Below are 23,282 nucleotides of genomic sequence, written 5' to 3'. Positions count from 1 at the left end.
CGGTTGGCGCGTTTTTACGGCTTGCGGCGCGTCGCGCAAGTAGTGAGAAACGTGCGCTCATCGAATGCGTCCAGCGCTTGCCGCACAAGGAGCGCGGCCACGATCATGGCCGCACATCGACTCGCGACGTGCCGCTCAAGCCCGCTCGCGCACCTCACGCGCAACCACGGCGGCAGGCGCATCCATCCGCGCAGCGATCCACGTCACCGCAAGCGCCACGAGCGCGACGACGGCCGCCACATACGGCAGCGCATCGAGCCCATAACCGTGACCGATCGCGAGCCCGCCGAGCCAGGCGCCGCCCGCATTGCCGACATTGAACGCGCCGATGTTGAGCGTCGACGCGAGATTCGGCGCAGCCTTCGCCTTCTCGACGACACGCATCTGCAACGGCGGCACCGTCGCAAACGCCGCGATGCCCCACACGAACACGGTGACGGCCGCCGCGATCGGCGAGTGGCTCGTATGCGCGAACACGGCCATCACGATGGCGAGCGCGATCAGAATGCCCATCAGCGACGGCATCAGCGAGCGGTCCGCGAGCTTGCCGCCGATCGTGTTGCCGACCGTCAGACCCACGCCGAACAGCACGAGAATCAGCGTGACGCCGTGCGGCGTGAAGCCGCTCACCTGCTCGAGGATCGGCGCAATGTACGTGAACACGACGAACACGCCGCCAAAGCCGAGCACTGTCATCGTCAGCGCGAGCCACACTTGCGGCTCTTTCAGCACGCGCACTTCGTGACCCAGCCTCGCCGGCCCCGTGTCATGCCGGTTTGGCACGAGCGCAGTCACGCCGAGAAACGACAGCACGCCTAACGCGGCGACGATCCAGAACGCGACGCGCCAGCCGAACTGCTGGCCGATGAACGTGCCGAACGGCACGCCGAGCACGTTCGCGAGCGTGAGTCCCGTGAACATCAGCGCGATCGCGCTCGCACGCTTTTCCTGCGGCACGAGCGACGCGGCCACCACCGCGCCGATGCCGAAGAACGAGCCGTGCGCAAACGACGTCACGACGCGCGCGATCATCAGCACGGAATAGTCGGACGCGATTGCGCACAGCACGTTGCCGACGATGAACACGCCCATCAGCAGTTGCAGCGCGAGCTTGCGCGGCATCTTGCTGGTGACGACGGCGAGCAGCGGCGCGCCGACGGCCACGCCGAGCGCATAGCCGCTGACGAGCAACCCGGCGGACGGAAGCGACACGGACAGATCCTTCGCCACGTCGGGCAGCAAGCCCATGATGACGAACTCCGTCGTACCGATGGCGAATGCGCTGATCGCGAGCGCAAGCAAGGGGATGGGCATGTGAGACTCCAGACGATTCAGAAGGATGCGCGCCGGACGTTGCGCGCCGCCGTCACGAATTCGATGACGACGCCGGGCGCCAGCGCGACGAACAGTTGAACTTCACCCGCGAGCGGCACATCGGCGGTCTGATACGCGACGCCCGCCGCTTCCAGCCGAGCGAGCAGCGCCTGCCACTCGTCGTCGCCGTCGAGACGGAACGCGATGTGATCGATGCGCGGACTCGTGCGGCGCGAGTGATGCGGCAGCGCCGAATCGACGAGATGGATCACGGGGCGACCATCTGCGGGGCGGCCTTCGGCGGTGCGGCCACCCGCGTACAACCAGTAGCCGCCGACGCCGAACGGCGGCCGCGCCCCTTGCGTCAGCCCGACGACATCGACAAAGAACTGCCGTGTGGCGTCGAGATCAGGGGTGACGATCGTCGCGTGGTCGAGATGCATGATGCGGACTCCGGGTAAACGCGGATTCTGCGTTTTTCAGCGTGGATTCTCCGCGCACGCCGAGCTTTTGATAATTGACGTACCATTTGAAGGATTTTCAAACCGCTCTGAATAATGACCGACAATCTCGGCGACATTCGCCTCTTCGTCGAAGCGGCGCAACTGGGCAGCCTGTCGGCGGCGGGACGCAAGCTCGGCTTGACGCCGGCGGCCGCCAGCGCGCGCCTCGCGAAGCTCGAAGCCGGACTCAAGGCACGTCTTTTCGAGCGCACGACGCGACAATTGCGTCTCACCGACGAAGGCCGTCTCTATCTGAACTGCTGCCGCCAGGCGCTGCGCGCGCTCGACGACGCCGAAGCCGCTTTACAGGAGGGCCAGAACGCGGTGCGCGGCAAGGTGCGCATTTCAGCGACATCGGATTTCGGCCGCAATCTGCTGATGCACTGGCTCGACGAATTCAACGCGTTTTACCCGGACGTCACATTCGCGCTGACGCTGTCCGACTCGCTGTCGAATCTGGTGCAGGAAGACATCGATCTGGCGATCCGCTTCGGCGTGCCGCAGGACAGCTCGCTCGTCGCCCGCCCGCTCGCGCCGAATCCGCGCGTGCTGTGCGCGTCGCCGGAATACATCGCGCGGCGCGGCGAGCCGAAAGATCCGCTCGATCTGGCGCGCTTCGACTGCATCGTGCTCGGCACGGCGTCGGGGCCCGTCAACGAATGGCGCTTCACGCGCGGCATCGAGACCGTCACTTACACGGTTCCGCTCGAATCGGCGCGCGAAACCAATGACGGCGCGGTCGCCCGCGAATGGGCGCTGCGCGGCTACGGCATTGTGATCAAGTCGATGTGGGACGTCGAAGCGGACCTGAAAAGCGACGGCCTGCGCGTGCTGCTGCCCGACTGGCGCTATCCCGATGCGCCGCTGCACGCGCTGTATCACCGCAACCGTTTCATGGCGCCGCGCGTGCGCGTGCTGCTCGATTTTCTCGCCGGCCGTTTCGCGACGGTAACGGGCGAGCTGGAGGCGCAATTCGGGCTGCCGCACCCGCCGGACAGCGAGCAGACGCCCGTCAGCGGCGCGCGAAAAACGTCTGCAGGGGCGCAAAAACCGTCGGCAGACGCGGCCCTGGACGCATGACCGCCACGGCGGCACGCCGCCAAAGCCCCACGTCGCAAAGGGCTATAATGTTGGACTACGCTATAAAAACGCGCTTCGGGCTGGCCAGGCCCCTATTCTCGCGCCCCCGGCGCCGCGCGTTTTTTGTCTCTTCACCTTTATTGACGCCCCCAGGTTAATCACTGCGACCGGCGAACACTCGATGACCAAGAAAGTTTATGTAAAGACCTTTGGCTGCCAGATGAACGAGTACGACTCCGACAAGATGGTCGACGTACTCGGCGCGGCCGAAGGGCTCGTCAAGACCGACAACCCCGAAGACGCCGACGTCATTCTGTTCAACACGTGCTCCGTGCGCGAAAAAGCGCAGGAGAAAGTCTTCTCCGATCTTGGCCGCGTGCGCGAACTGAAAGAAGCGAACCCGAATCTGCTGATCGGCGTCGGCGGCTGCGTGGCGAGCCAGGAAGGCGCGTCGATCGTGTCCCGCGCGCCATACGTCGACCTCGTGTTCGGTCCGCAAACCTTGCACCGTTTGCCGCAGATGATCGACCAGCGCCGCGCGAGCGGCCGTCCGCAGGTCGACATCACGTTCCCGGAAATCGAGAAGTTCGATCACCTGCCGCCTGCGCGCGTCGATGGCCCGAGCGCGTTCGTGTCGATCATGGAAGGCTGCAGCAAGTACTGCAGCTATTGCGTCGTGCCGTACACGCGCGGCGAGGAAGTGTCGCGTCCGCTCGACGACGTGCTGACGGAAATCGCCGGCCTCGCCGATCAGGGCGTGCGCGAAGTGACGCTGCTCGGCCAGAACGTGAACGCCTATCGTGGCGCGATAACCGTCGGCGCGACGGAAATCGCCGACTTCGCGACGCTGATCGAATACGTCGCTGAGATCCCGGGCATCGAACGGATTCGCTATACGACGTCGCATCCGAAGGAATTCACGCAGCGCCTGATCGACACCTACGCGAAGGTGCCGAAGCTCGTGAACCATCTGCATCTGCCCGTGCAGCACGGCTCCGACCGCATCCTGATGGCGATGAAGCGCGGCTACACCGTGCTCGAATACAAGTCGGTGATCCGCCGGCTGCGCGCGATCCGCCCGGACCTGTCGCTGTCGACGGACATGATCGTCGGCTTCCCCGGCGAGACGGAAGAAGACTTCGACAAGATGATGCAGCTCGTGCACGACATGAGCTACGACACGAGCTTCTCGTTCATCTACAGCCCGCGTCCCGGCACGCCCGCCGCAAACTTGCACGACGACACGCCGCGCGAAGTGAAGCTGCGCCGCTTGCAGCACCTGCAGGCGACCATCGAAGAAAACGTGCAGCGCATCAGCGAGGCGATGGTCGGCAAGGTCGAGCGCATTCTGGTCGAGCGTCCGGCGCGCAAGGACCCGAACGAACTCGCGGGCCGCACCGAGAACAACCGCGTCGTGAATTTCCCCGCGCCGCCCGAATCGCATGCGCGCCTGATCGGCCAGATGATCGACGTGAAGATCGTGCATGCGTACCCGCACTCGCTGCGCGGCGAACTCGTGATGGTTCACAACACGGCGCCCGCCACTCACTAAGCCGTAGCGCACCGACAGGATCGAAAATCAGCCTTGAAGCCCACTCAGCAACATCTGGAATTCACTGCGCCGCGCGACGATAACGCGCGGCTCGCCAACCTCTGCGGCCCACTCGACGAGAACCTGAGACAGATCGAACAGGCACTCGACGTCACGCTGCAACGCCGCGGACACCGCATCAGCATTCGCGGGCGCGGCGCAAAAGTCGCGCTCAATGCGCTCGAAAACTTCTACAACAGCGCGCGCGATCCACTCTCCGTCGACGACATCCAGCTCGCGCTCGTCGAAGCGCGCCATCCGGGCAACAACGGGCGCCCGAACGGCGGGAGCGGCGACACGGAAGAACTCGATCCGCGTTTTCGCGGCGATCCCGATCATCCGTTCGACGAACCGGCGCATGAAGGCGACGTCGAAGTTGAAGAACTCGGCCCGAAGCTGTACACGCGGCGCGCCGACCTGCGCGGCCGCACGCCCGCGCAGCGCGAGTATCTGAAGCAGATCGTCTCGCACGACGTGACGTTCGGCGTCGGTCCGGCGGGCACGGGCAAGACGTATCTGGCCGTCGCATGCGCCGTCGATTCGCTCGAGCGCGATCAGGTCAAGCGCATCGTGCTGACGCGTCCGGCCGTCGAAGCAGGCGAGCGGCTCGGCTTCCTGCCGGGCGATCTCGCGCAGAAGGTCGATCCGTATCTGCGTCCGCTTTATGACGCGCTTTACGATCTGCTCGGCTTCGACAAGACGGCGAAGATGTTCGAGCGCCAGATGATCGAAATCGCGCCGCTCGCGTACATGCGCGGCCGCACGCTCAATCACGCGTTCATCATTCTCGACGAGGCGCAGAACACGACGCCCGAGCAGATGAAGATGTTCCTCACGCGGATCGGCTTCGGCTCGAAGGCGGTCGTCACGGGCGATACGACGCAGGTCGACTTGCCGCGCGGCCAGAAGAGCGGACTGATCGAAGCGCAGCAGGTGCTTGCGAACGTGCGCGGCATCGCGCTCACGCGCTTCACGAGCGCAGACGTGGTGCGGCATCCCCTCGTCGCGCGCATCGTCGAGGCATACGACACGCACTCGAAGAATCAGACGAGCGCATCCGACGCGGCCGACGCTGCCCGGTGACACGGACATGAAAAGCAACAAGAACCCCGCATGAGCCGCACCCCGAAACTGTCGCTGAACCTGCAATTTCCCGCTGCAAAAGCGTGGCCCGAGCACAAGGCGCTGTTGCCCAAGGCAACCGTCGCCGCGTGGATCAAGGCCGCGCTTTTCGCCGACGCCGAGCTGACCGTGCGCTTCGTCGACGCCGACGAAGGCCGCACGCTGAACCGCACGTATCGCGGCAAGGACTACGCGACCAACGTGCTGACCTTCGCGTACGCGGAGTCCGAAGACGATCCCGTGACGGGCGACCTGATCCTGTGCTGCCCTGTCGTCGAGAAAGAAGCGAACGAACAGGGCAAGCCGCTCGAAGCGCACTACGCGCATCTGCTCGTCCACGGCGCGCTGCACGCCCAGGGCTACGACCACGAGCAGGAGGACGAAGCCGAAGAAATGGAAGCGATCGAAACCGAAGTGCTCGGCAAGCTCGGCTTTCCCGATCCGTACGAATGACGCTCGACGCAGCAACAGGCGACAGAGCCGGCATCGCCGCCCCGTCCCGCAGATCGCAGGCTCCGAACTCCCGTCCAGCCGCCCATCGATCGAAATCAACGTGAGCCAGCCCCTTTCTTCACCGACGCCGCCCCAGCCCTGCCCCGGCTATCCGCCGTCGCTCGGCGAATCGCGCCTGCTGACGGACGACGAGCTGCGCGCGTCGCTCGATGGTTCGCTGCGCGACTGGGACGGCAAGCGCGACCTGTGGCTCTTCGGCTACGGCTCGCTGATCTGGAACCCCGGTCTGCCGACCGTCGAAGCGATGCGCTCGCGCGTGCACGGCTATCACCGCGGGCTGTATCTGTGGTCGCGCGTCAATCGCGGCACACCGGAGCAGCCGGGCCTCGTGCTCGCGCTCGATCGCGGCGGCTCGTGCAGCGGCATCGCGTTCCGGCTCACGGCCGAAGGCGCGCTGCCGCATCTCGAAGCGCTATGGCGCCGCGAAATGGCGATGGGCTCGTACCGTCCCGCGTGGCTGCCGTGCGTGCTCGCCGATGGACGGCGCATCGAAGCGCTCGCGTTCGTGATGCGTCGCGACGTGCCGTCGTACACGGGCAAGCTTTCCGACGAAGTGGTCAGAACGGTGCTCGGCTGCGCGTCAGGCCGCTACGGCACGACGCTCGACTACGTGAGCCGCACCGTCGAAGCGCTGCGCGAAAGCGGCATGCCCGATCGCGCGCTCGAGGCGCTGCTTGCGCGTTGCCGCAAGTGAGCGCTACTCCCGCCGTACGCCGAAAACGCAGGCACACCCGGCTCGCCGAAAAGAAGCGGCTGCAATTTTGACCATGCGCCCCCCGGCGCTCCGATATCAGTTAGGATAAAAGCGAGCGTCACCCGGCCAGACGTCTTTGCCATCGAACGGCAACAACCGCGCGCCGGGAACTGCGCTTTGCACCGCCTCGTGCGCCGGGACACGGTCCTGCCATGAGCGTGGTGTATCCTTAACGCTCTGCAACAGCGCGCCCAGCTTTTCGGGCGCACCACCATGAACGACACGTATCCCAGTCGACGCCATACCAGCGACAAACCCCAGGAAAAACGCTCGCTCCTTGAGCGATTGACCGATTTCATCTCGCCCGAGCCCGATTCTCGCGGCGAACTCCTCGAAATCCTGCAGGACGCGCACGAGCGCAATCTGATCGACGCCGACTCGCTGTCGATGATCGAAGGCGTGTTCCAGGTTTCCGAGCTCTGCGCACGCGACATCATGATTCCGCGCGCGCAAATGGACGCGATCAACATCGCGGACTCACCCGACGAATTCATCCCGTACATGCTCGAAAAGGCGCACTCGCGCTACCCCGTGTACGAAGGCAACCGCGACAACGTGATCGGCGTGCTGCTCGCGAAAGACCTGCTGCGCTACTACGCCGAAGAAGAAGCCGACGTGCGCGGCATGCTGCGCCCCGCCGTGTTCATCCCCGAATCGAAGCGCCTGAACGTGCTGCTGCACGACTTTCGCGTGAACCGCAATCACATCGCGATCGTCGTCGACGAATACGGCGGCGTCGCGGGCGTCATCACGATCGAGGACGTGCTGGAGCAGATCGTCGGCGACATCGAGGACGAATACGATTTCGACGAGGAAAGCGGCAACATCATCGCGTCGCCGGACGGCCGCTTCCGCGTGCGCGCGCTGACCGAGATCGAGCAGTTCAACGAAGAGTTCGGCACGCACTTCTCCGACGAGGAAGTCGACACGATCGGCGGACTCGTCACGCACCATTTCGGACGCGTGCCGCATCGCGGCGAGAAGGTGAAGATCGACGACCTGATCTTCGAAGTGCTGCGCGCCGATGCACGGCAGATCCACATGCTGCTCGTGCGCCGCGATCCCCTCGCCGGGCAGCGCGAACGCGACGCGCAGCACGTGCAAACCTGATTTCCCCCTGCTTTTAATCAAGCCGACCACGCAACAATGGCCGACCCGATCACTTCCCGTCTGCGCCGCGGCGTGACACCCGACGCAGCCGATAGAGGCGCACGGGTGCTGCCGTGGTGGCACTACCTCACGGCCGCCGCCGTCGGCGCGCTCAACACGCTGTCGTTCGCGCCGACGCCGCACGGCGGCTGGCTCGAACTGGCGATCTTCGCTTTCTTCTTCGCGTGGCTCACGCGCACGACTGGCTGGAGGAGCGCCGCCCTCACCGGCTTCGCGTTCGGCTTCGGCAACTACGTGACGGGCGTGTGGTGGCTGTATGTGAGCATGCACTTCTACGGCGGCATGGCCGCGCCGCTCGCGGGCGCGGCGCTCGTGCTGTTCTCGATGTATCTGGCCATCTATCCGGCGTTTGCCGCGGGCATCTGGTCGTTCTGCGCGGGACACGCGCGCAACGGCAAGCTCGCCGACCTTCAGCCGTTTTCGCCGACGTGGCACGGCGCATTCGCCTTCGCGAGCGCATGGGCCATCGGCGAATGGCTGCGCGGCACGGTATTCACCGGCTTTCCGTGGCTCGCGACCGGCTATGCGCAGGTCGACGGGCCGTTTGCCGGATTCGCGCCCGTTGCGGGCGTATACGGCGTCGGCTGGGTGATGGCGCTCGCCGCAGCGCTGATCGCGCAGGCCGTGCTGCGCTCGCGCGCGGCGTCGAGCGGCGATGCGAAGGCTTCGCCACGTACTGCGCGCGTCGTCACGCCCGCCGCAATCGCCGTCGCGCTGATCGCAGCGGGCCTGCTGCTGCCGCTCGTCGCGTGGACGACGCCCGCGAACGCGCCGCTGACCGTGCGACTGCTGCAAGGCAACGTGAAGCAGGACATGAAGTTCGAAGAGTCGGGTGTGAAGGCCGCGATCGACGAATACGAGCGGATGATCACCGCAAAGCCCGCCGATCTCGTCGTCACGCCGGAAACCGCGATTCCCGTGCTCGCGCAGGCCATTCCCGAGTCGTTCGCGGTGGCCGTGCGCCGTTTCGCCGATTCGACGAATACGTCGATCCTGTTCGGCGCGATCGGCGGCACGATCACGGCAGAGGGCCACGTCGTCGATTACACGAACAGCCTGTTCGGCATCACGCCCGGCGAGGCAGGCGTGTACCGCTACGACAAGCATCATCTCGTGCCGTTCGGCGAGTTCGTGCCGTGGGGCTTTCGCTGGTTCGTGAACCTGATGAGCATTCCTCTCGGCGATTTCGCGCGCGGCGCGCCCGTGCAGAAGCCGTTCGTCGTGCACAACCAGCCGATCGCCGTCGATATCTGCTACGAGGACATCTTCGGCGAGGAGATCGCGCGCACGGTACGCGAAAGCGACACGCCCGCGGGCGTGCTCGTCAACTCGACGAATCTCGCGTGGTTCGGCAACACGATTGCGCTCGACCAGCACCTGCAGATCGCGCGCATGCGCTCGCTCGAAACGGGCCGCCCGATGCTGCGTGCGACCAACACGGGCGCGACGGCCGCCATCGACGCGCGCGGCAACGTGATCGCGCGGCTGCCGACGTTCACGGAAGGCTCGATCGAGACTGTGGTTCAGGGCACCACGGGCAAGACACCGTACGTGACGAGCGGCAACAACACGGTACTCGCGGCATCGCTGCTGTTCCTTGCGTTCGGATTCGCGTTCGGGCCGGGCCGAGACCGGTCGAACGGCAAGAACGGTAAGAACGGCGCGGGCGGCGCGAACGTCGACGCAAAGCGCAATCGCGACGCCTGACAGGCGCGGAACAACGGGCGGCGCAACGACAACAAGCACAATGGTGCGCCCCCGTTGAGCCACCTGGCAATCACCAGGCCCCAGAAAGTCTCAAGCCACCGGCAATCCGGTAAAATTCAGGGTTTCACAGCACTGGGCCGCGCAACCGGCCGGCTGATTGATCGACGGCCAGCAAGGCCATCGCGTCACGCCAGCCGCACGGCATCCGCGTCCTGCCTGAAAGGCACCTTCAAGGCTCTTCATGCTCACGTTTCAGCAAATCATCCTGACGCTGCAATCCTATTGGGACAAGCAGGGTTGCGCGCTGCTCCAGCCGATCGACATGGAAGTCGGCGCGGGCACGTCCCACGTCCATACGTTCCTGCGCGCGATCGGCCCTGAGCCGTGGCGCGCCGCGTACGTCCAGCCGTCGCGCCGCCCGAAGGACGGCCGCTACGGCGAGAATCCGAACCGCCTGCAACACTACTACCAGTATCAGGTGGTGCTGAAGCCCGCGCCGGAAAATATCCTCGACCTGTACCTCGGCTCGCTCGAAGCGCTCGGCTTCGACCTGAAGCAGAACGACGTGCGCTTCGTCGAGGACGACTGGGAAAATCCGACGCTCGGCGCGTGGGGTCTCGGCTGGGAAGTGTGGCTGAACGGCATGGAAGTGACGCAGTTCACGTACTTCCAGCAGGTGGGCGGCCTCGACTGCAAGCCGGTGCTCGGCGAAATCACCTACGGTCTCGAACGTCTCGCGATGTATCTGCAGAAGGTCGAGAACGTCTATGACCTGATCTGGACCGAGTGGGAAGAACAAGGCCCGAACGGTCCCGAGCTGCGTCGCCTCACGTACGGCGACGTGTATCACCAGAACGAAGTCGAGCAGTCGACGTACAACTTCGAACAGGCCAACACCGACCTGCTGTTCACCTTCTTCAACAGCTACGAGAGTGAAGCGAAGCGCATGATCGAAGTGCCGCTCGCGTTGCCCGCGTACGAACTCGTGCTGAAGGCCGCTCACACATTCAACCTGCTCGACGCGCGCGGCGCGATCTCCGTGACGGAGCGCGCGGCTTACATCGGCCGCATTCGCGCGCTGTCGCGCCTCGTCGCGCAGGCGTATTACGATTCGCGCGAAAAGCTCGGCTTCCCGATGCTCGGCAATCCCGTGCACGGCGTGCCCGGCCTCACCACCGACGAACAGGACGCCGCGCTGCCCGCGTGGGCGCCGCCGCTCAAAGTCGAACGCAAGATCGATCAGGACTGACGAGACCACGAAGACATGACGCAATCCCATCAAGCCACCCTGCTCGTCGAACTGCTGACCGAGGAACTGCCGCCCAAAGCGCTCGCGCGTCTCGGCGATGCGTTCGCGGAAGGCATCGCGCAACGCCTCGCCGCGCGCGATCTGATCGAAGGCGAACTGTCGTTCGAGCGTTACGCGACGCCGCGCCGTCTCGCCGTGACCGTGAAGAACGTGCGCGCTGTCGCGCCGGAAAAACACGTGCGCGAAAAAGTGCTGCCCGTCTCCGTCGCGCTCGATGCGAATGGCCAGCCCACGCCGCCACTCGCGAAGAAACTCGCTGCACTCGGCTTCCCCGATTTCTCGGTGAACGACCTCGAACGTGCGAACGACGGCAAGGCCGAAGCGTTCTTCCTGCGCTATGCAGCGCCCGGCGCAACGCTCGCCGAAGGACTGCAAGCCGCGCTCGACGAAACGCTCGCGAAGCTGCCCATTCCGAAGGTCATGACGTATCAGCGTCCGGACGGCTCGAATGTGCAGTTCGTGCGCCCCGTGCATCGCCTCACGGTGCTGCATGACAACCAGGTCGTGCCCATTACCGCGTTCGGCATCGATGCCGACGACACGACGCTCGGCCATCGCTTCCTGTCCGAAGGCTACGTGCAGATCCAGCACGCGGATCACTACGCCGACACGCTGATGCACAAGGGCCACGTGGTGCCGAGCTTCACGGACCGCAAGGAAGCGATCCGCGAGCATCTGCTCGCGCAAGCGAACGGCGATCAGGTGGTGATGCCCGAATCGCTGCTCGACGAAGTGACGTCGCTGGTCGAATGGCCCGTCGTCTACGCATGCAAATTCGAGGACGAGTTCCTGCAAGTGCCGCAGGAATGCCTGATCCTCACGATGCAGACGAACCAGAAATACTTCGCGCTCACCGATGCTCATGGCAAGCTGCGCTCGCGCTTTCTGATCGTGTCGAACATCGAGACGAAAACGCCTGTCGAGATCGTCGAAGGCAATGAGCGTGTCGTGCGTCCGCGTCTCGCCGATGCGAAGTTCTTCTTCGAGCACGACAAGAAGAAGCTGCTCGCCGATCGCGTGCCGCAACTCGCGAACGTCGTCTATCACAACAAGCTCGGCTCTGCGCTGCAACGCGTCGAGCGCGTCGAAGCGCTGTCGGCCGTCATCGCGCAGATGATCGGCGCGGACGTCGCACTCGCGAAGCGCGGCGCGCATCTCGCGAAGGCCGACCTGCTGACCGACATGGTCGGCGAATTCCCCGAGCTGCAAGGCACGATGGGCACGTACTACGCGCGCCACGACGGCGAGCCGGAAGAAGTCGCGCTCGCGTGCACGGAACACTATCAGCCGCGCTTCTCCGGCGACGCATTGCCGTCGACGGCGACGGGCACGGTCGTCGCGCTCGCCGACAAGCTCGAAACGATCGTCGGCATCTGGGGCATCGGCCTGCAGCCGACGGGCGAAAAAGATCCGTTCGCGCTGCGCCGTCACGCGCTCGGCGTGCTGCGCATTCTCGTCGAGAAGCAGTTGCCCGTCGATCTCGTCGAACTGCTGCGCGCCGCTTACGCGCAATTCGCGAATGTGCCGAACGTCGCCGATTCGACGCAGGCCATCTACGAGTTCTGCATCGACCGTCTGCGCGGCCTGCTGCGCGAGCGCGGCTTTGCTGTCGGCGAAGTCGATGCCGTGCTCGCGTTGAACCCGACGCGCTTCGACGACATCGTTGCGCGTCTGGATGCCGTGCGCGAATTCGCGGCCCTCGCGGAAGCGGCATCGCTTGCCGCCGCGAACAAGCGCATCTCGAACATCCTGAAGAAGTCGGAAGGCGCGAAGGTCGACGGTGTGGATATCGCGTTGCTCATCGAAGCGGCCGAAAGGGCGCTGCATGCGCAGCTCGAACAGGTCACGCCGCGCGTGCAGTCGCAACTGGCCGAGCGTCAGTACACGGGCGCGCTGTCGGCGCTCGCGGCGCTGCGCGAACCCGTCGATACGTTCTTCAACGACGTGATGGTCAATGCCGAAGATCCGGCGCTGCGCGCGAATCGACTTGCGCTGCTCGGCGCGCTGCATCAGCAGATGAACTGCGTCGCCGATATTTCCCGCCTCGCCGCCTGAGCACCGCATCATGCCGATTAGCGCAAAGAAACTCGTGGTGCTCGACCGGGACGGCGTGATCAACGTCGACTCGGATGCGTACATCAAGTCGCCCGATGAGTGGGTTGCCCTGCCCGGCAGCCTCGAAGCGATCGCGCGGCTGAACCAGGCTGGCTATCGCGTCGCCATCGCGACGAACCAGTCGGGCATCGGCCGGGGGCTCTTCGACATGAATGCGCTCAATGCGATGCATCTGAAGATGCATCGCGCGGCGGCGGCTGTCGGCGGGCGCATCGACGCCGTGTTCTTCTGTCCGCACACGGCGGAAGATCACTGCGAGTGCCGCAAGCCGAAGCCCGGCATGCTGAAGCTGATCGCCGAGCGCTTCGAGATCGAGCCGTCCGAAACGCCCGCGGTCGGCGATTCGCTGCGCGATCTGCAGGCAGCCGCCGCGCTCGGTTTCATCTCGCATCTGGTGCTGACGGGCAAGGGCAAAAAGACACTTACGGCAGGCGGCCTGCCCGAAGGCACGCGCGTGCATGACGACCTGCGTGCCTTCGCGCTCGACTTCCTCGCCGAAGAACAAGACTGACGCGCTCGGGCGCGCCCTCATCTCACCGACCACACCGATGCGCTTCATCCGATCGCTGTTGCTGCTGATCTTCTTCGCGATCTTCACGATTCCGTACGCGACCGCGTGCTTCGTCGCGTTTCCATTCATGCGTGCCGACAACCGCTACTGGATGGCCGTTGGCTGGTGCCGCGTGACGCTCGCTGTCGTGCGCGTGCTGAACGGCATCCGTTATGAAGTGCAAGGCATGGAGAATCTGCCGCGCGGTCCGGCCGTGCTGCTGTCGAAGCATCAGTCCGCGTGGGAGACGGTCGCGTTCCCCGCGCTGATGCCGCGCCCGCTGTGCTATGTGTTCAAGCGCGAGCTGCTGTACGTGCCGTTCTTCGGCTGGGCGCTCGGCTTGCTGAAGATGGTTCACATCGATCGCAAGGAAGGCAAGAACGCGTTCGCGTCGGTGACGAGGCAGGGCGCGCGCCGCCTGGCGGAAGGCGCTTGGATCATCATGTTCCCCGAAGGCACGCGCACGCCGACGGGCAAGCAGGGCAAGTACAAGACGGGCGGCGCTCGCTTCGCAGTCGCGACGGGCGCCGTCGTCGTTCCCATCGCGCACAATGCGGGGCGCGTGTGGCCCCGCAACTCGTTTACGAAATATCCGGGTATAGTCACAGTGTCGATCGGCAAACCGATCGACACCACCGGGCTCACGCCCGACGAAGTGAACACGCGCGTCGAAACGTGGATCGAAGCTGAAATGCGCCGCATCGATCCAGCCGCTTATGGCGTCGAGCAGAATTCGCCCGCCGCCGCCCGTATCTGACGCGCCACGCCGCAACGGGCACGTGCAGCACGCGTGCCCCGCGCGACGTATCAGCGCGAAGTGAGTCCGATGCAGAAGTCTCCAAAGCCGCAGCCTGCTGCGGCGCTCGATAGCCGGCAACTCGATCTGCCGCTCTTCGACGAGCCGGGCCAGTCTGCCGCGCCGCCGCAGTCCAAGCCCGCCGTTCCCCTTGCTCCCGACGGTTCGAAACTGCGCAGCGTCACGCTCGGCGCTCGCACGCTGTTTTACGCGTTGAAGCGCTCGTCGCGCCGCTCGATCGGCTTTGCTATCGACAGCACGGGGCTCACGATCACGGCGCCGCGATGGGTCACGCTCACGGACATCGAAACGGCGATCGCCGAAAAACAGCGCTGGATTTTCACGAAGCTCACCGAATGGCAGACGCGCACCGAGCAGCGCGTGATGCCGCGCGTCGACTGGAAAGACGGCGCCGAGCTGCCCTATCTCGGACAGACCGTGCGAGTGACGCTTGCGGCGCCGAACGGCCTCGTCGCATTCGATGCGCAACAGAATGTGCTCGCGCTGCCGTTGCCTGCGCATGCAGATCAACAGCAGATCAAGGACCGCGTGCAAGGATGGCTGCAAGGCGAGGCGAAGCGCATCTTCGGCGAACGTCTCGATGTGTATGCGCAGAAGCTGGGCGTCACGTATCGCGCGTATGCGTTGTCATCGGCGGCGACGCGCTGGGGCAGTTGTTCGAGCGATGGCAAGATCCGGCTGAACTGGCGGCTGATTCACTTCCCGCTGTCGATCATCGACTATGTGGCCGCGCATGAGCTCGCGCATCTGCGCGAGATGAACCACAGTCCGCGCTTTTGGCAGACAGTCGAATCGATCTTCCCCGAGTTCAAGGAAGCACGGCAGACACTCAAGCATCATCCGCCCGAGTTGCTGCCTACGCTGTAAAGCAAAAAGCGCCGGACTCATCATCCGGCGCTTTCGTTTTTACATCACGACTTCTTTTGAATGAACTCGATCTTGTAGCCGTCCGGGTCGGTGACGAACGCGATCACCGTGGTGCCGTGTTTCATCGGACCCGCTTCGCGCACCACCGTGCCGCCCTGCTGCTTGATCTTCTCGCATGCCGCATATGCGTCGTCGACTTCGACGGCGAGGTGGCCGAATGCGTTGCCCATGTCATACGACTCGGTGTCCCAGTTGTGCGTGAGCTCGATCACCGTGCCGTCTTTTTCGTCTTCGTAGCCGACGAAGGCGAGCGTGAACTTGCCTTCCGGATAGTCATTGCGGCGCAGCACTTTCATGCCGAGCAGCTCCGTATAGAACTTGATCGAGCGGTCGAGATTTCCGACTCGAAGCATCGTGTGAAGAAGGCGCATCGTGTACTCCCCTGTTGCGTGATGATGTCGAGGACGACAATGTACAGAAAAAGCCGCGCGGCCGCAGACGGCGAAGTCACGGCGTCGTCCTCGTTCACATGCGCCGCATGCTCAGAAGAGATGCCGCAGCCCCGCCATCATGCCGATCTGCGAACCCTTTTGCGCGAGGCCGACGCCGTTGACGCCCTGCAATTGCGCGCCGATCAAATCGCCGCGATACAGCGCGTAATCGGCTTCGACATAGACGTCCGTGCGTTTGGACAGGTTGTAGTCGGCGACCAGTTGATACTGCCACGCGGAGCCGTCCTGCGCATGCGTCTTGCCGTCCTGCAAAGTCCGCCACACGTTCGCAGCGAAATGCCATGCGGCGCCCACCTGCTGCGTGATGCCGCCCAGTATCATGCGCCGGCGTGAAAAGTCCGTGTACTTGAGCGCGGCCAGCACGGGTGCCGTGAATGGTCCGTTCGCGAAGTTCGAAAAGCCCGGGTCGTTGCGGTTGACGATATAGCCGAGCGCGAAGCGCGTCTGGTCCCATGTGTACGATGCGCCGAACGTCCAGGCTTTCGCGGTGCTGCCGTTCAGCGAATCGCGCGTCTCCTCGTACGCGCCGCCGAAATTCACGGGCCCGCCGTGCGGCGCATAGGCGGCGGCCGCGCCGAACTGCGAGCCATACGACGTATGCCCCGCGACGCCGCCGAACGCATAGGCCGCCGAGAACATCAGGTCATGCGTACGCGCCTGATACTGCACCTGATTGCTCGTCCAGATGCCGCCCGACATCGTCACTTCGGGCTGGAAGCTGAAGTCGTACGGAATCCACGGATTGCTGCCGTAGCCGCCGATCGTGATGCCCTCGATCAGCACGTTCGGCATGCGCCCGAAGATCAGCTTGCCATACGACGACGATTGCACGCCGATCTGCGCTTCGTTGAAGAACGGCAGAGTCGGATCGCTCTGGCCGCTGTTGATGAAGAAGCGATTTTCGAGCTTGAAGAAAGTGGACCAGCCGCCGCCCAGGTCCTCGACGCCGCGCAAGCCCCAGCGGCTCTCCGACATGCCGCCGTTGCCGAGGCCCACGCTCGAATCGCCGTTCTTGTTCACGTGCGTCATATAGCGGACGCTTTCGTCGACGATTCCGTATAGCGTGACGCTCGATTGCGCGTGCGCCGTCGTAGCCGTCAACACGGGCGCCAGCGCCGCGCAGGCACAGAACAGATGCCTCTTGCTCACCATCGTCATACCGTCTCCTCAACCAGCATGCATTCGAATTGAATTGCCAGGGAAATTCATCAAGCGGTGCGGCGGCCAGCGCGAATGGCGAGCGCGGGCAAATGCGTAAGATTAATCTGTGTGATGCGTCAGAAAGATAAAAGAAAGCCCGCGTGTTGCGGGCTGTCTACACTGATCCGTGCAAATGCAACGAGCGGCGTTGCATGATCTCCGGCTAACCGCCCGCTGCGCGCGAGACGGCTTGCGCGACGGCCACGTACTCTTCGACGGGAACGTCTTCGGCGCGGCGTTGCAGATCGAAGCCGAGCGCGTCGAAATCGACGGTATCGCGATAGCTCGTCAGCGTGTTGCGCAGCATCTTGCGACGCTGCGAGAACGCCGCGGTCACGACGTTGCCGAGCGTCTTTTCATCGACGACGGGCAACTCGTGCGGCGCGAACGGAATCATGCGGACGATAGCCGAATCCACTTTCGGCGGCGGCTGGAACGATTCAGGCGGCACATCGAGCAGCTTGTCGATCACATAGCGGTACTGCAGCATCACCGAAAGCCGGCTGAACGCCTTGCTGCCCGGCTCCGCGACCATGCGCTCGACCACTTCGTTCTGCAGCATGAAGTGCTGATCGATCACGCGCTCCGCGAAAGTGGCGAGATGAAACAGCAGCGGACTCGAAATGTTGTACGGCAGATTGCCGACGATGCGCAGCGTCGGCTTGTCGCCTTCCGCCGCGAGCGAGCCGAAGTCGAACGCGAGCGCGTCGCCTTCGTGCAGTTCGAGCAGATCGCCGAACTTCTTCTTCAGGCGCCCGATCAGGTCGCGGTCCAGTTCGACGGCATGCAGCGGCGCTTCGGGCGTCGCGAGACGCTCGATCAGCGGCCCGGTGAGTGCGCCGAGCCCCGGCCCGATTTCGACCATGCGCTCGCCGCGTTGCGGACGGATCACGTCGACGATCGAATCGATGATGCCGAGGTCGACGAGAAAATTCTGTCCGAAGCGCTTGCGCGCGAAGTGGCCCTGGTGCTGTCTGCTTGAACTGTTGGACATCGAAGAAGCTTAAGAAAAATCACGCGGCGCGGCGGTTGCGCGCCATGGAAACCGCGGTGTCGATCGCGGCGATCAGGCTGCCCGCATCCGCGCGGCCCGTGCCCGCGAGATCGAGCGCCGTGCCGTGATCGACGGAAGTGCGGACGATGGGCAGGCCCAGCGTCACGTTGATGCCCTCGCCGAACGTCGCGTATTTGAGCACGGGCAGGCCCTGGTCATGGAACATCGCGAGCACGCAATCGGCTTCGTTCAGATAGCGCGGCTGGAACAGGGTATCGGCGGGATACGGGCCGCGCGCGTCGATGCCCTGACCGTTGGCGAGCTTCAGCGCGGGCGAGATCACGTCGATCTCCTCGCGGCCGAGATAGCCGTTTTCGCCCGCATGCGGATTCAGGCCCGTGACGAGAATGCGCGGCGCAGGCAAGCCGAAGTGATGGCGCAGATCGTGATCGATGATACGCAACGTATCGACGAGCCCATCGACGGTCAATGCCGCCGATACGTCCTTCAACGGCAGATGCGTGGTCGCGAGCGCGACACGCAACGGCCGCGCGCCCGTGCCCGCGAGCATCATCACGACGTGCGGCGTGTGCGTGCGCTCGGCGAGATATTCGGTGTGTCCGGTGAAGGGCACGCCTGCATCGTTGATCGTGCTCTTTTGCAGCGGCGCGGTGACGATTGCATCGAACGTGCCGGCGAGCGCGCCGTCGATCGCGGCGTCGAGCAGGCTCAGCACATACGGACCGTTTTTCGCATCGAGCTTGCCCGCCTGGGCGGGCACGGCGAGCGCGTGATGGTCTGTCGCGATGCGGCGCCCCTGCTGCGCCGCCCAATCGATGCCGACGGCCTTCGCGCGCTCGGCCAGCAGGCCGCCGTCGCCGAGCACCGTGAAGTGCGCATCTGGCCAGTGCGCGCCCGCCGCGGCGAGCGCCAGTGCCGTCAGTTCAGGACCGACGCCCGCCGGCTCGCCCGTGGTAATCGCGATGTTCAGCAGTGCGTTCGAGGGCTGGTCAGCGGTCATGACGGCTCCGGAATTTATTGCATCGATGTGCCCGTGACGGGGCCTACCTTGTAATCGACATACGCGGTGTCGCGCAGTTCACGCAGCCAGTCGGCATACGCCTGTTCCGCCTTGCGCTGGCCGATGGCCTGACGCGCGAGATCCATCTGCTGCGCAACCGATCCTTCCGCTTCGCGGCGGCCCAGCACCTGGATCAGGTGGTAGCCGTATTCGCTTCGCACGGGTTCGCTGATCTGGCCGTCCTGCAGCGAGTTCATCGCCCGCTCGAACTCGGGCACCGTCTCCCCCGGACTGATCCAGCCGAGATCGCCGCCTTGCGACGACGAGCCGTCCTGCGAATAGGTGCGCGCGAACTTGTCGAAATCGCCTTGGCCCGACTGGATGTCGCGCTTGATTTCGACCAGCTTCTCGCGTGCCTGCGGCTCCGACATGCCTTCGCCGACGCGCAGCAGGATGTGCCGGACGTGGGTCTGCACGAGCTTCGTCGAATCGGCGGACGTCGCGCCCTGGCCCGAACGGCGCTCGACGAGACGCACGATCTCGAAGCCGTCGTTGGTGCGGATCACGGACGGATTGACCTGACCCGGACGCAGCGTCGATGCCGCCGTCACGAATTCGGCCGGCAGTTTCGACGGAGCCTGAAAGCCCATGTCGCCGCCCTTCGATGCGTCGGGCGCCTGCGAATTGGCCTTCGCGAGCCTCGCGAAATTGCCGCCGCTCGACGCTTCCTGGAGCAGCGAATTCGCCTTGGCCTGCGCGGCCTCGATGTCCGTCTGCGACGCGTTGAGCGGCGCCTTCAGGAAGATGTGCTCGAAGTGCAGCTCGGACGTGAGACCGGCCGTCGGTCCGCGCTGGCTCGCGATGTAGTTCGCCACTTCCGCATCCGACACCGTGATCTTGCTGTCCACTTCCTTCTCGCGCAGACGCGACAGGATCAGCTCCGTCTTCGCGTCGCCCGTGAAGGTCGTCCAGGGCACACCTTGCGCCTCGATGCGCGCACGGTACATTTCGAGCGGCATGTTGTTCGCCTGCGCGAGACGTTCGAGCGTGCGCTGCACGGTTGGGTCGTCGACGGTGATGCCGTCTTCGCGCGCCTTCTGCAACTGGATGCGCTCCAGCACCATCTGGTTGAGCACCTGCTGGCGCAGCTGATCGGCGGGCGGAATCGGCGCGTGCTGCTGGTTCAGCCGCTTCGTGATCAGGCCGACGCGCATATCCAGCTCGCGCTGCGTGATGACGCCGTTGTTGACGACGGCCGCGATCGTATCGACGGTTTGCGAGTTGTTGCCGCTATTCAGCGCCTGCGCATGCGCCGATGCTGCCAACAGAATGGATGCGGCCGCAGCGAGGCCGGTCGCGAACGTTGCCAGGCGAAGCTTTTTCATGATTGCCACAGATACTCCAATGATGTCGGGCACGCTCGGCCCGTCTGTCGACCAGAGCTGGCGTATCGACGGAATTGGCGCTTTGGTGCGCGCTCCCGTCCCACGCCTTACCCTGATCCCATGCAACCTGGTTGCAGTCGACGGGAACTGGCGCTCCAGCGCCTTTCCGATCCTATGCAACACAGTTGCCTTTCCCTTCTGCGAACGACGCGGCATCCGTTGTTCGCGACCCGGTCACTCCCGACCGGTTACTCGTAGTTGTTGAACTGCGATTCGGGCGGCGGCGGAGGCGGCAGCGGCGTATAGCCCGCCACGCTCGCGCGGAACGCGGACATCAGCCCGTTGTCGACGCTCGACAGCCCCTTGAACGTCAACTGCGCAAGCACCCGCGTGCCCGCCGACTGGCCGCCCGTCGAGTTGATCCCGTTTGCGTAGCGCTGGAAGCCGACGCCGAGCGTCCAGCAATCCGCGTCGTATTGCACGCCGAGCAGCGCGTCGACGGCGCGGTGTCCCTTCAGATCGTAATTGATCCGCCCGACGCCGTAGAAGCGGTGCGTCAGCGGCCATTGGCCCGAAATCAGCAGCTGGTTGATCGGCTGGTTGTCCAGCGTCGTGTTGGCGCGCGTGTAGCGGTATCCGACGTTGATGACTTTGCCCGACTCCGGGCTGTACCCGAAGCCGACGCTGGTTTTGACCAGCTGGTTGTTGTCCGCATTATATTGGAACGCCGTTTCCGAGGCGAAACCGGCCCCGAGCTTCAGCGACGCGCCGAGAATCAGGTCCGAATGCGTCGCCTGCTCGGTCGTCTGCGACTGGTTCAGCGTCACCCGCTGATCGCGGAAATAGTACTGCTGCGCGATCACAAAGCGCGCGCGCTCGTCGCCCGTGGCCGGGTTCAGGAAACGCGTCGTCAGCGCCGCCGTCAGGCGGTTCGCATCGGCGATGCGGTCGTTACCGACGAACGTGTTCGGCGTAAAGATCTCCGCGAGGCCGAAGTCCGACTCTGCCGTATCGAACAGCGGCGCGAAGTTCTGATTGCGAAACGGCGTGTAGACGTAGTACAGACGCGGCTCCAGCGTCTGGATATAGTCCTCGCCGAAGATGCGCACCGAGCGGTCGAAGATCAGGCCAGTATCGAACGAGAACGTCGGCACCGACTCCGTGAAGTTCTTCGGCTGACCGGCAGGCGCGCCCGTGCCGATGTTGCTCAGGTCGTACGACGCGAAGTGCCACTGCACCTTCGGCGTGACGAAGTAGCCCGGGCCGACGACGGAATACGACAGATACGGATTGAAGACGACACGATCGCCTTCCGTCGCGTCCGCCGTCGTGATCCGGAAGCGCGTGTAGTCCGCTTCGGCGCCGAAATCGAAGCCGCCGACGTTGTACTTGTTGTACTTCACGTTCAACTGCGGCTCGCGGCCGTACGGCGCGGTGGACGGCGGCAGCGTCTGCCAGTGCTGCTCGCGCGCGAGCACGGACCACGGACCGTTGTTGTACGTGAGGCCCGCTTCCTGCTGATACAGCAGCTGCGTGCCATTCAGGAACTGGTTCGTCGTCGACGACAGGTCTTCCGGATACGTGTTGTCCGAGACCTTGTTGTAGTAGATGTACCCGCCGAAGCCCGAACCGAAATTCTGGTTGTGCTGGATGTACAACGCGTAGCGGTTCGTCTTCGTGATCTTGTCGTCGGGCAGGAACTCGCCCGTGATCGACCCGCTATAGGTGGGCGACAGATAGCGGAAATTCGCTTGCGTCTGCACGCCGCGCTTCGACAGGATGCGCGGTGTCAGCGTCAGATCGCGGTTCGGCGCGATGTTGAAGTAGTACGGCAGCGACAGCTCGAAACCATTGGTCGAACTGAGCGACGCCGTCGGCGGCAACAGACCGCTGCGCCGCGCGCCCGACAACGGGAACGACAGCCACGGGCTCGCGAATACGGGCACGCCCTGGAAGAACAGCACGCCGTTGTGCGCGACGCCGTCGTCGGCGCCCGAATCGAAATCGAACTCGCTGCCCTTGATGTACCACGCGGGATCGTCCGTGCACTGGCACGCCGTGTACGTGCCGCGCGTAAACACCGAGCGCTCGTTGTCGAGCAGATCGACGCGTTCCGCGCTGCCCGAGCCGCCCGTCGCGTTGAAGTGGTACTTCGGCGAAGTCATGAAGCCTTCGCTCGACTCAACCTTCATGTGCGCTTCAGGCCCCGTAAACACGCTGCCGTTGCCCGACAGATGGACATTGCCGTAAGCGTCGGCCATGTCCGTATCCTGATCGTAATGAAGCGCGTCCGCCTTGAGCGCCGAATAGCCGCGGCGGACTTCGGCCGAGCCTTTTGCGGCGATGTCCTGGTCGGCCGTGCCCGTCGTCGAGTCGCCGAGCACGAAGGTCGCTGGGCTCTGACCGTTGGGCGTCGGATGTTCTTCGAGTTGTGGAGCCAGCCGCAGGCCCCACGGCGCGTCTATCGGCTGCGCCTGCGCCGCCTCTCCCGCCAGCTGCGCGTGCGAGAGCGCGGGCAGCAGGCCCGGCACGGCGACCAGCGCCGCTGCGAGCCGCCTTCTGCGCGGCAGGGCGTCAGAGGAGGGAGTGGTTGGGAAAAGCTTGTTAGGCGGCATGTATCGTTTGGCGTATCGGCTCTGCGGTCAGTTCATCCACCCGGTTCATCGATCACAAGCTGCCGCCTGTGCAGTCGGGCTTCGAATGCACAACTATTGACGATTCATGCAGCGGTAAGGCGGGCGATCGGGGAGATGCGCGA

The 23,282-nt window shown here is 64.5% G+C and carries 20 protein-coding genes; 12 read left to right on the top strand and 8 right to left on the bottom strand.

Annotated features, from left to right (window positions below; genetic code table 11):
• Positions 1-135 precede the first annotated feature (135 nt).
• Positions 136-1,314 carry an MFS transporter gene (locus tag BMW76_RS12745; RefSeq protein ID WP_090865498.1) on the bottom strand — a complete coding sequence of 393 codons (1,179 nt, stop codon included), beginning with the start codon at positions 1,312-1,314 and terminating at the stop codon, positions 136-138.
• 17 nt (positions 1,315-1,331) lie between these two features.
• The gene (locus tag BMW76_RS12740; RefSeq protein WP_090865497.1) at positions 1,332-1,757 is read right to left on the bottom strand and encodes a VOC family protein; all 426 of its coding nucleotides are present in this window, start codon (positions 1,755-1,757) and stop codon (positions 1,332-1,334) included.
• Between the two features lie 114 nt (positions 1,758-1,871).
• On the opposite strand from BMW76_RS12740, the gene BMW76_RS12735 reads away from it, so the two are divergent.
• The 12 genes from BMW76_RS12735 to BMW76_RS12680 all read left to right on the top strand — a co-directional run bounded on the left by BMW76_RS12735 (position 1,872) and on the right by BMW76_RS12680 (position 15,412).
• The gene (locus BMW76_RS12735) at positions 1,872-2,897 is read left to right on the top strand and encodes a LysR family transcriptional regulator (RefSeq protein ID WP_090865496.1); all 1,026 of its coding nucleotides are present in this window, start codon (positions 1,872-1,874) and stop codon (positions 2,895-2,897) included.
• Between the two features lie 181 nt (positions 2,898-3,078).
• Positions 3,079-4,449, top strand: coding sequence for a tRNA (N6-isopentenyl adenosine(37)-C2)-methylthiotransferase MiaB (gene miaB, locus BMW76_RS12730; protein ID WP_090865495.1), 1,371 nt, complete (start codon positions 3,079-3,081; stop codon positions 4,447-4,449).
• A gap of 33 nt (positions 4,450-4,482) precedes the next feature.
• Positions 4,483-5,571 (top strand): PhoH family protein, encoded by a 1,089-nt coding sequence (locus tag BMW76_RS12725; RefSeq protein WP_090865494.1) that lies wholly within the window; start codon positions 4,483-4,485, stop codon positions 5,569-5,571.
• 30 nt (positions 5,572-5,601) lie between these two features.
• Positions 5,602-6,063 (top strand): rRNA maturation RNase YbeY, encoded by a 462-nt coding sequence (gene ybeY / locus BMW76_RS12720; protein WP_090865493.1) that lies wholly within the window; start codon positions 5,602-5,604, stop codon positions 6,061-6,063.
• Between the two features lie 100 nt (positions 6,064-6,163).
• A complete protein-coding gene (locus BMW76_RS12715) occupies positions 6,164-6,817 on the top strand; it encodes a gamma-glutamylcyclotransferase (protein ID WP_090865492.1) in 654 nt (217 codons plus the stop codon).
• A gap of 273 nt (positions 6,818-7,090) precedes the next feature.
• Complete coding sequence (locus BMW76_RS12710) at positions 7,091-7,987, top strand: HlyC/CorC family transporter (RefSeq protein WP_090865491.1); 897 nt, start codon at positions 7,091-7,093, stop codon at positions 7,985-7,987.
• A 36-nt stretch (positions 7,988-8,023) separates the two neighbouring features.
• Positions 8,024-9,754, top strand: coding sequence for an apolipoprotein N-acyltransferase (gene lnt / locus BMW76_RS12705; RefSeq protein ID WP_090865490.1), 1,731 nt, complete (start codon positions 8,024-8,026; stop codon positions 9,752-9,754).
• 241 nt (positions 9,755-9,995) lie between these two features.
• The gene (glyQ, locus tag BMW76_RS12700; RefSeq protein ID WP_090865489.1) at positions 9,996-11,003 is read left to right on the top strand and encodes a glycine--tRNA ligase subunit alpha; all 1,008 of its coding nucleotides are present in this window, start codon (positions 9,996-9,998) and stop codon (positions 11,001-11,003) included.
• A gap of 15 nt (positions 11,004-11,018) precedes the next feature.
• Positions 11,019-13,118, top strand: coding sequence for a glycine--tRNA ligase subunit beta (glyS, locus tag BMW76_RS12695; RefSeq protein WP_090865488.1), 2,100 nt, complete (start codon positions 11,019-11,021; stop codon positions 13,116-13,118).
• A gap of 10 nt (positions 13,119-13,128) precedes the next feature.
• Complete coding sequence (gmhB, locus tag BMW76_RS12690) at positions 13,129-13,689, top strand: D-glycero-beta-D-manno-heptose 1,7-bisphosphate 7-phosphatase (RefSeq protein ID WP_090865487.1); 561 nt, start codon at positions 13,129-13,131, stop codon at positions 13,687-13,689.
• A gap of 37 nt (positions 13,690-13,726) precedes the next feature.
• Positions 13,727-14,485: a lysophospholipid acyltransferase family protein gene (locus BMW76_RS12685; RefSeq protein WP_090865486.1), complete on the top strand. Its 759-nt coding sequence runs from the start codon at positions 13,727-13,729 to the stop codon at positions 14,483-14,485.
• A gap of 69 nt (positions 14,486-14,554) precedes the next feature.
• Positions 14,555-15,412 carry a M48 family metallopeptidase gene (locus tag BMW76_RS12680; RefSeq protein ID WP_090865752.1) on the top strand — a complete coding sequence of 286 codons (858 nt, stop codon included), beginning with the start codon at positions 14,555-14,557 and terminating at the stop codon, positions 15,410-15,412.
• A 44-nt stretch (positions 15,413-15,456) separates the two neighbouring features.
• Here BMW76_RS12680 and gloA read toward each other — a convergent pair whose 3' ends face one another.
• The 6 genes from gloA to BMW76_RS12650 all read right to left on the bottom strand — a co-directional run bounded on the left by gloA (position 15,457) and on the right by BMW76_RS12650 (position 23,139).
• A complete protein-coding gene (gene gloA, locus BMW76_RS12675; protein WP_087734069.1) occupies positions 15,457-15,843 on the bottom strand; it encodes a lactoylglutathione lyase in 387 nt (128 codons plus the stop codon).
• Positions 15,844-15,954: 111 nt separating this feature from the next.
• Entirely contained in the window at positions 15,955-17,082 is a 1,128-nt protein-coding gene (locus BMW76_RS12670) for a porin (RefSeq protein ID WP_090865485.1), read from the bottom strand.
• Between the two features lie 205 nt (positions 17,083-17,287).
• Positions 17,288-18,118 (bottom strand): 16S rRNA (adenine(1518)-N(6)/adenine(1519)-N(6))-dimethyltransferase RsmA, encoded by an 831-nt coding sequence (rsmA, locus tag BMW76_RS12665; protein ID WP_090865484.1) that lies wholly within the window; start codon positions 18,116-18,118, stop codon positions 17,288-17,290.
• A gap of 19 nt (positions 18,119-18,137) precedes the next feature.
• Positions 18,138-19,139, bottom strand: coding sequence for a 4-hydroxythreonine-4-phosphate dehydrogenase PdxA (gene pdxA, locus BMW76_RS12660; RefSeq protein ID WP_090865483.1), 1,002 nt, complete (start codon positions 19,137-19,139; stop codon positions 18,138-18,140).
• A 14-nt stretch (positions 19,140-19,153) separates the two neighbouring features.
• Positions 19,154-20,533, bottom strand: coding sequence for a peptidylprolyl isomerase (locus tag BMW76_RS12655; RefSeq protein WP_177200367.1), 1,380 nt, complete (start codon positions 20,531-20,533; stop codon positions 19,154-19,156).
• A 239-nt stretch (positions 20,534-20,772) separates the two neighbouring features.
• Complete coding sequence (locus tag BMW76_RS12650; protein ID WP_090865482.1) at positions 20,773-23,139, bottom strand: LPS-assembly protein LptD; 2,367 nt, start codon at positions 23,137-23,139, stop codon at positions 20,773-20,775.
• Positions 23,140-23,282 lie beyond the last annotated feature (143 nt).

Source organism: Paraburkholderia diazotrophica (assembly GCF_900108945.1).
Lineage (GTDB): Bacteria > Pseudomonadota > Gammaproteobacteria > Burkholderiales > Burkholderiaceae > Paraburkholderia > Paraburkholderia diazotrophica.
Note: the sequence above shows the minus strand (reverse complement) of the source record. Positions and strands in the feature narration are given on the sequence as shown.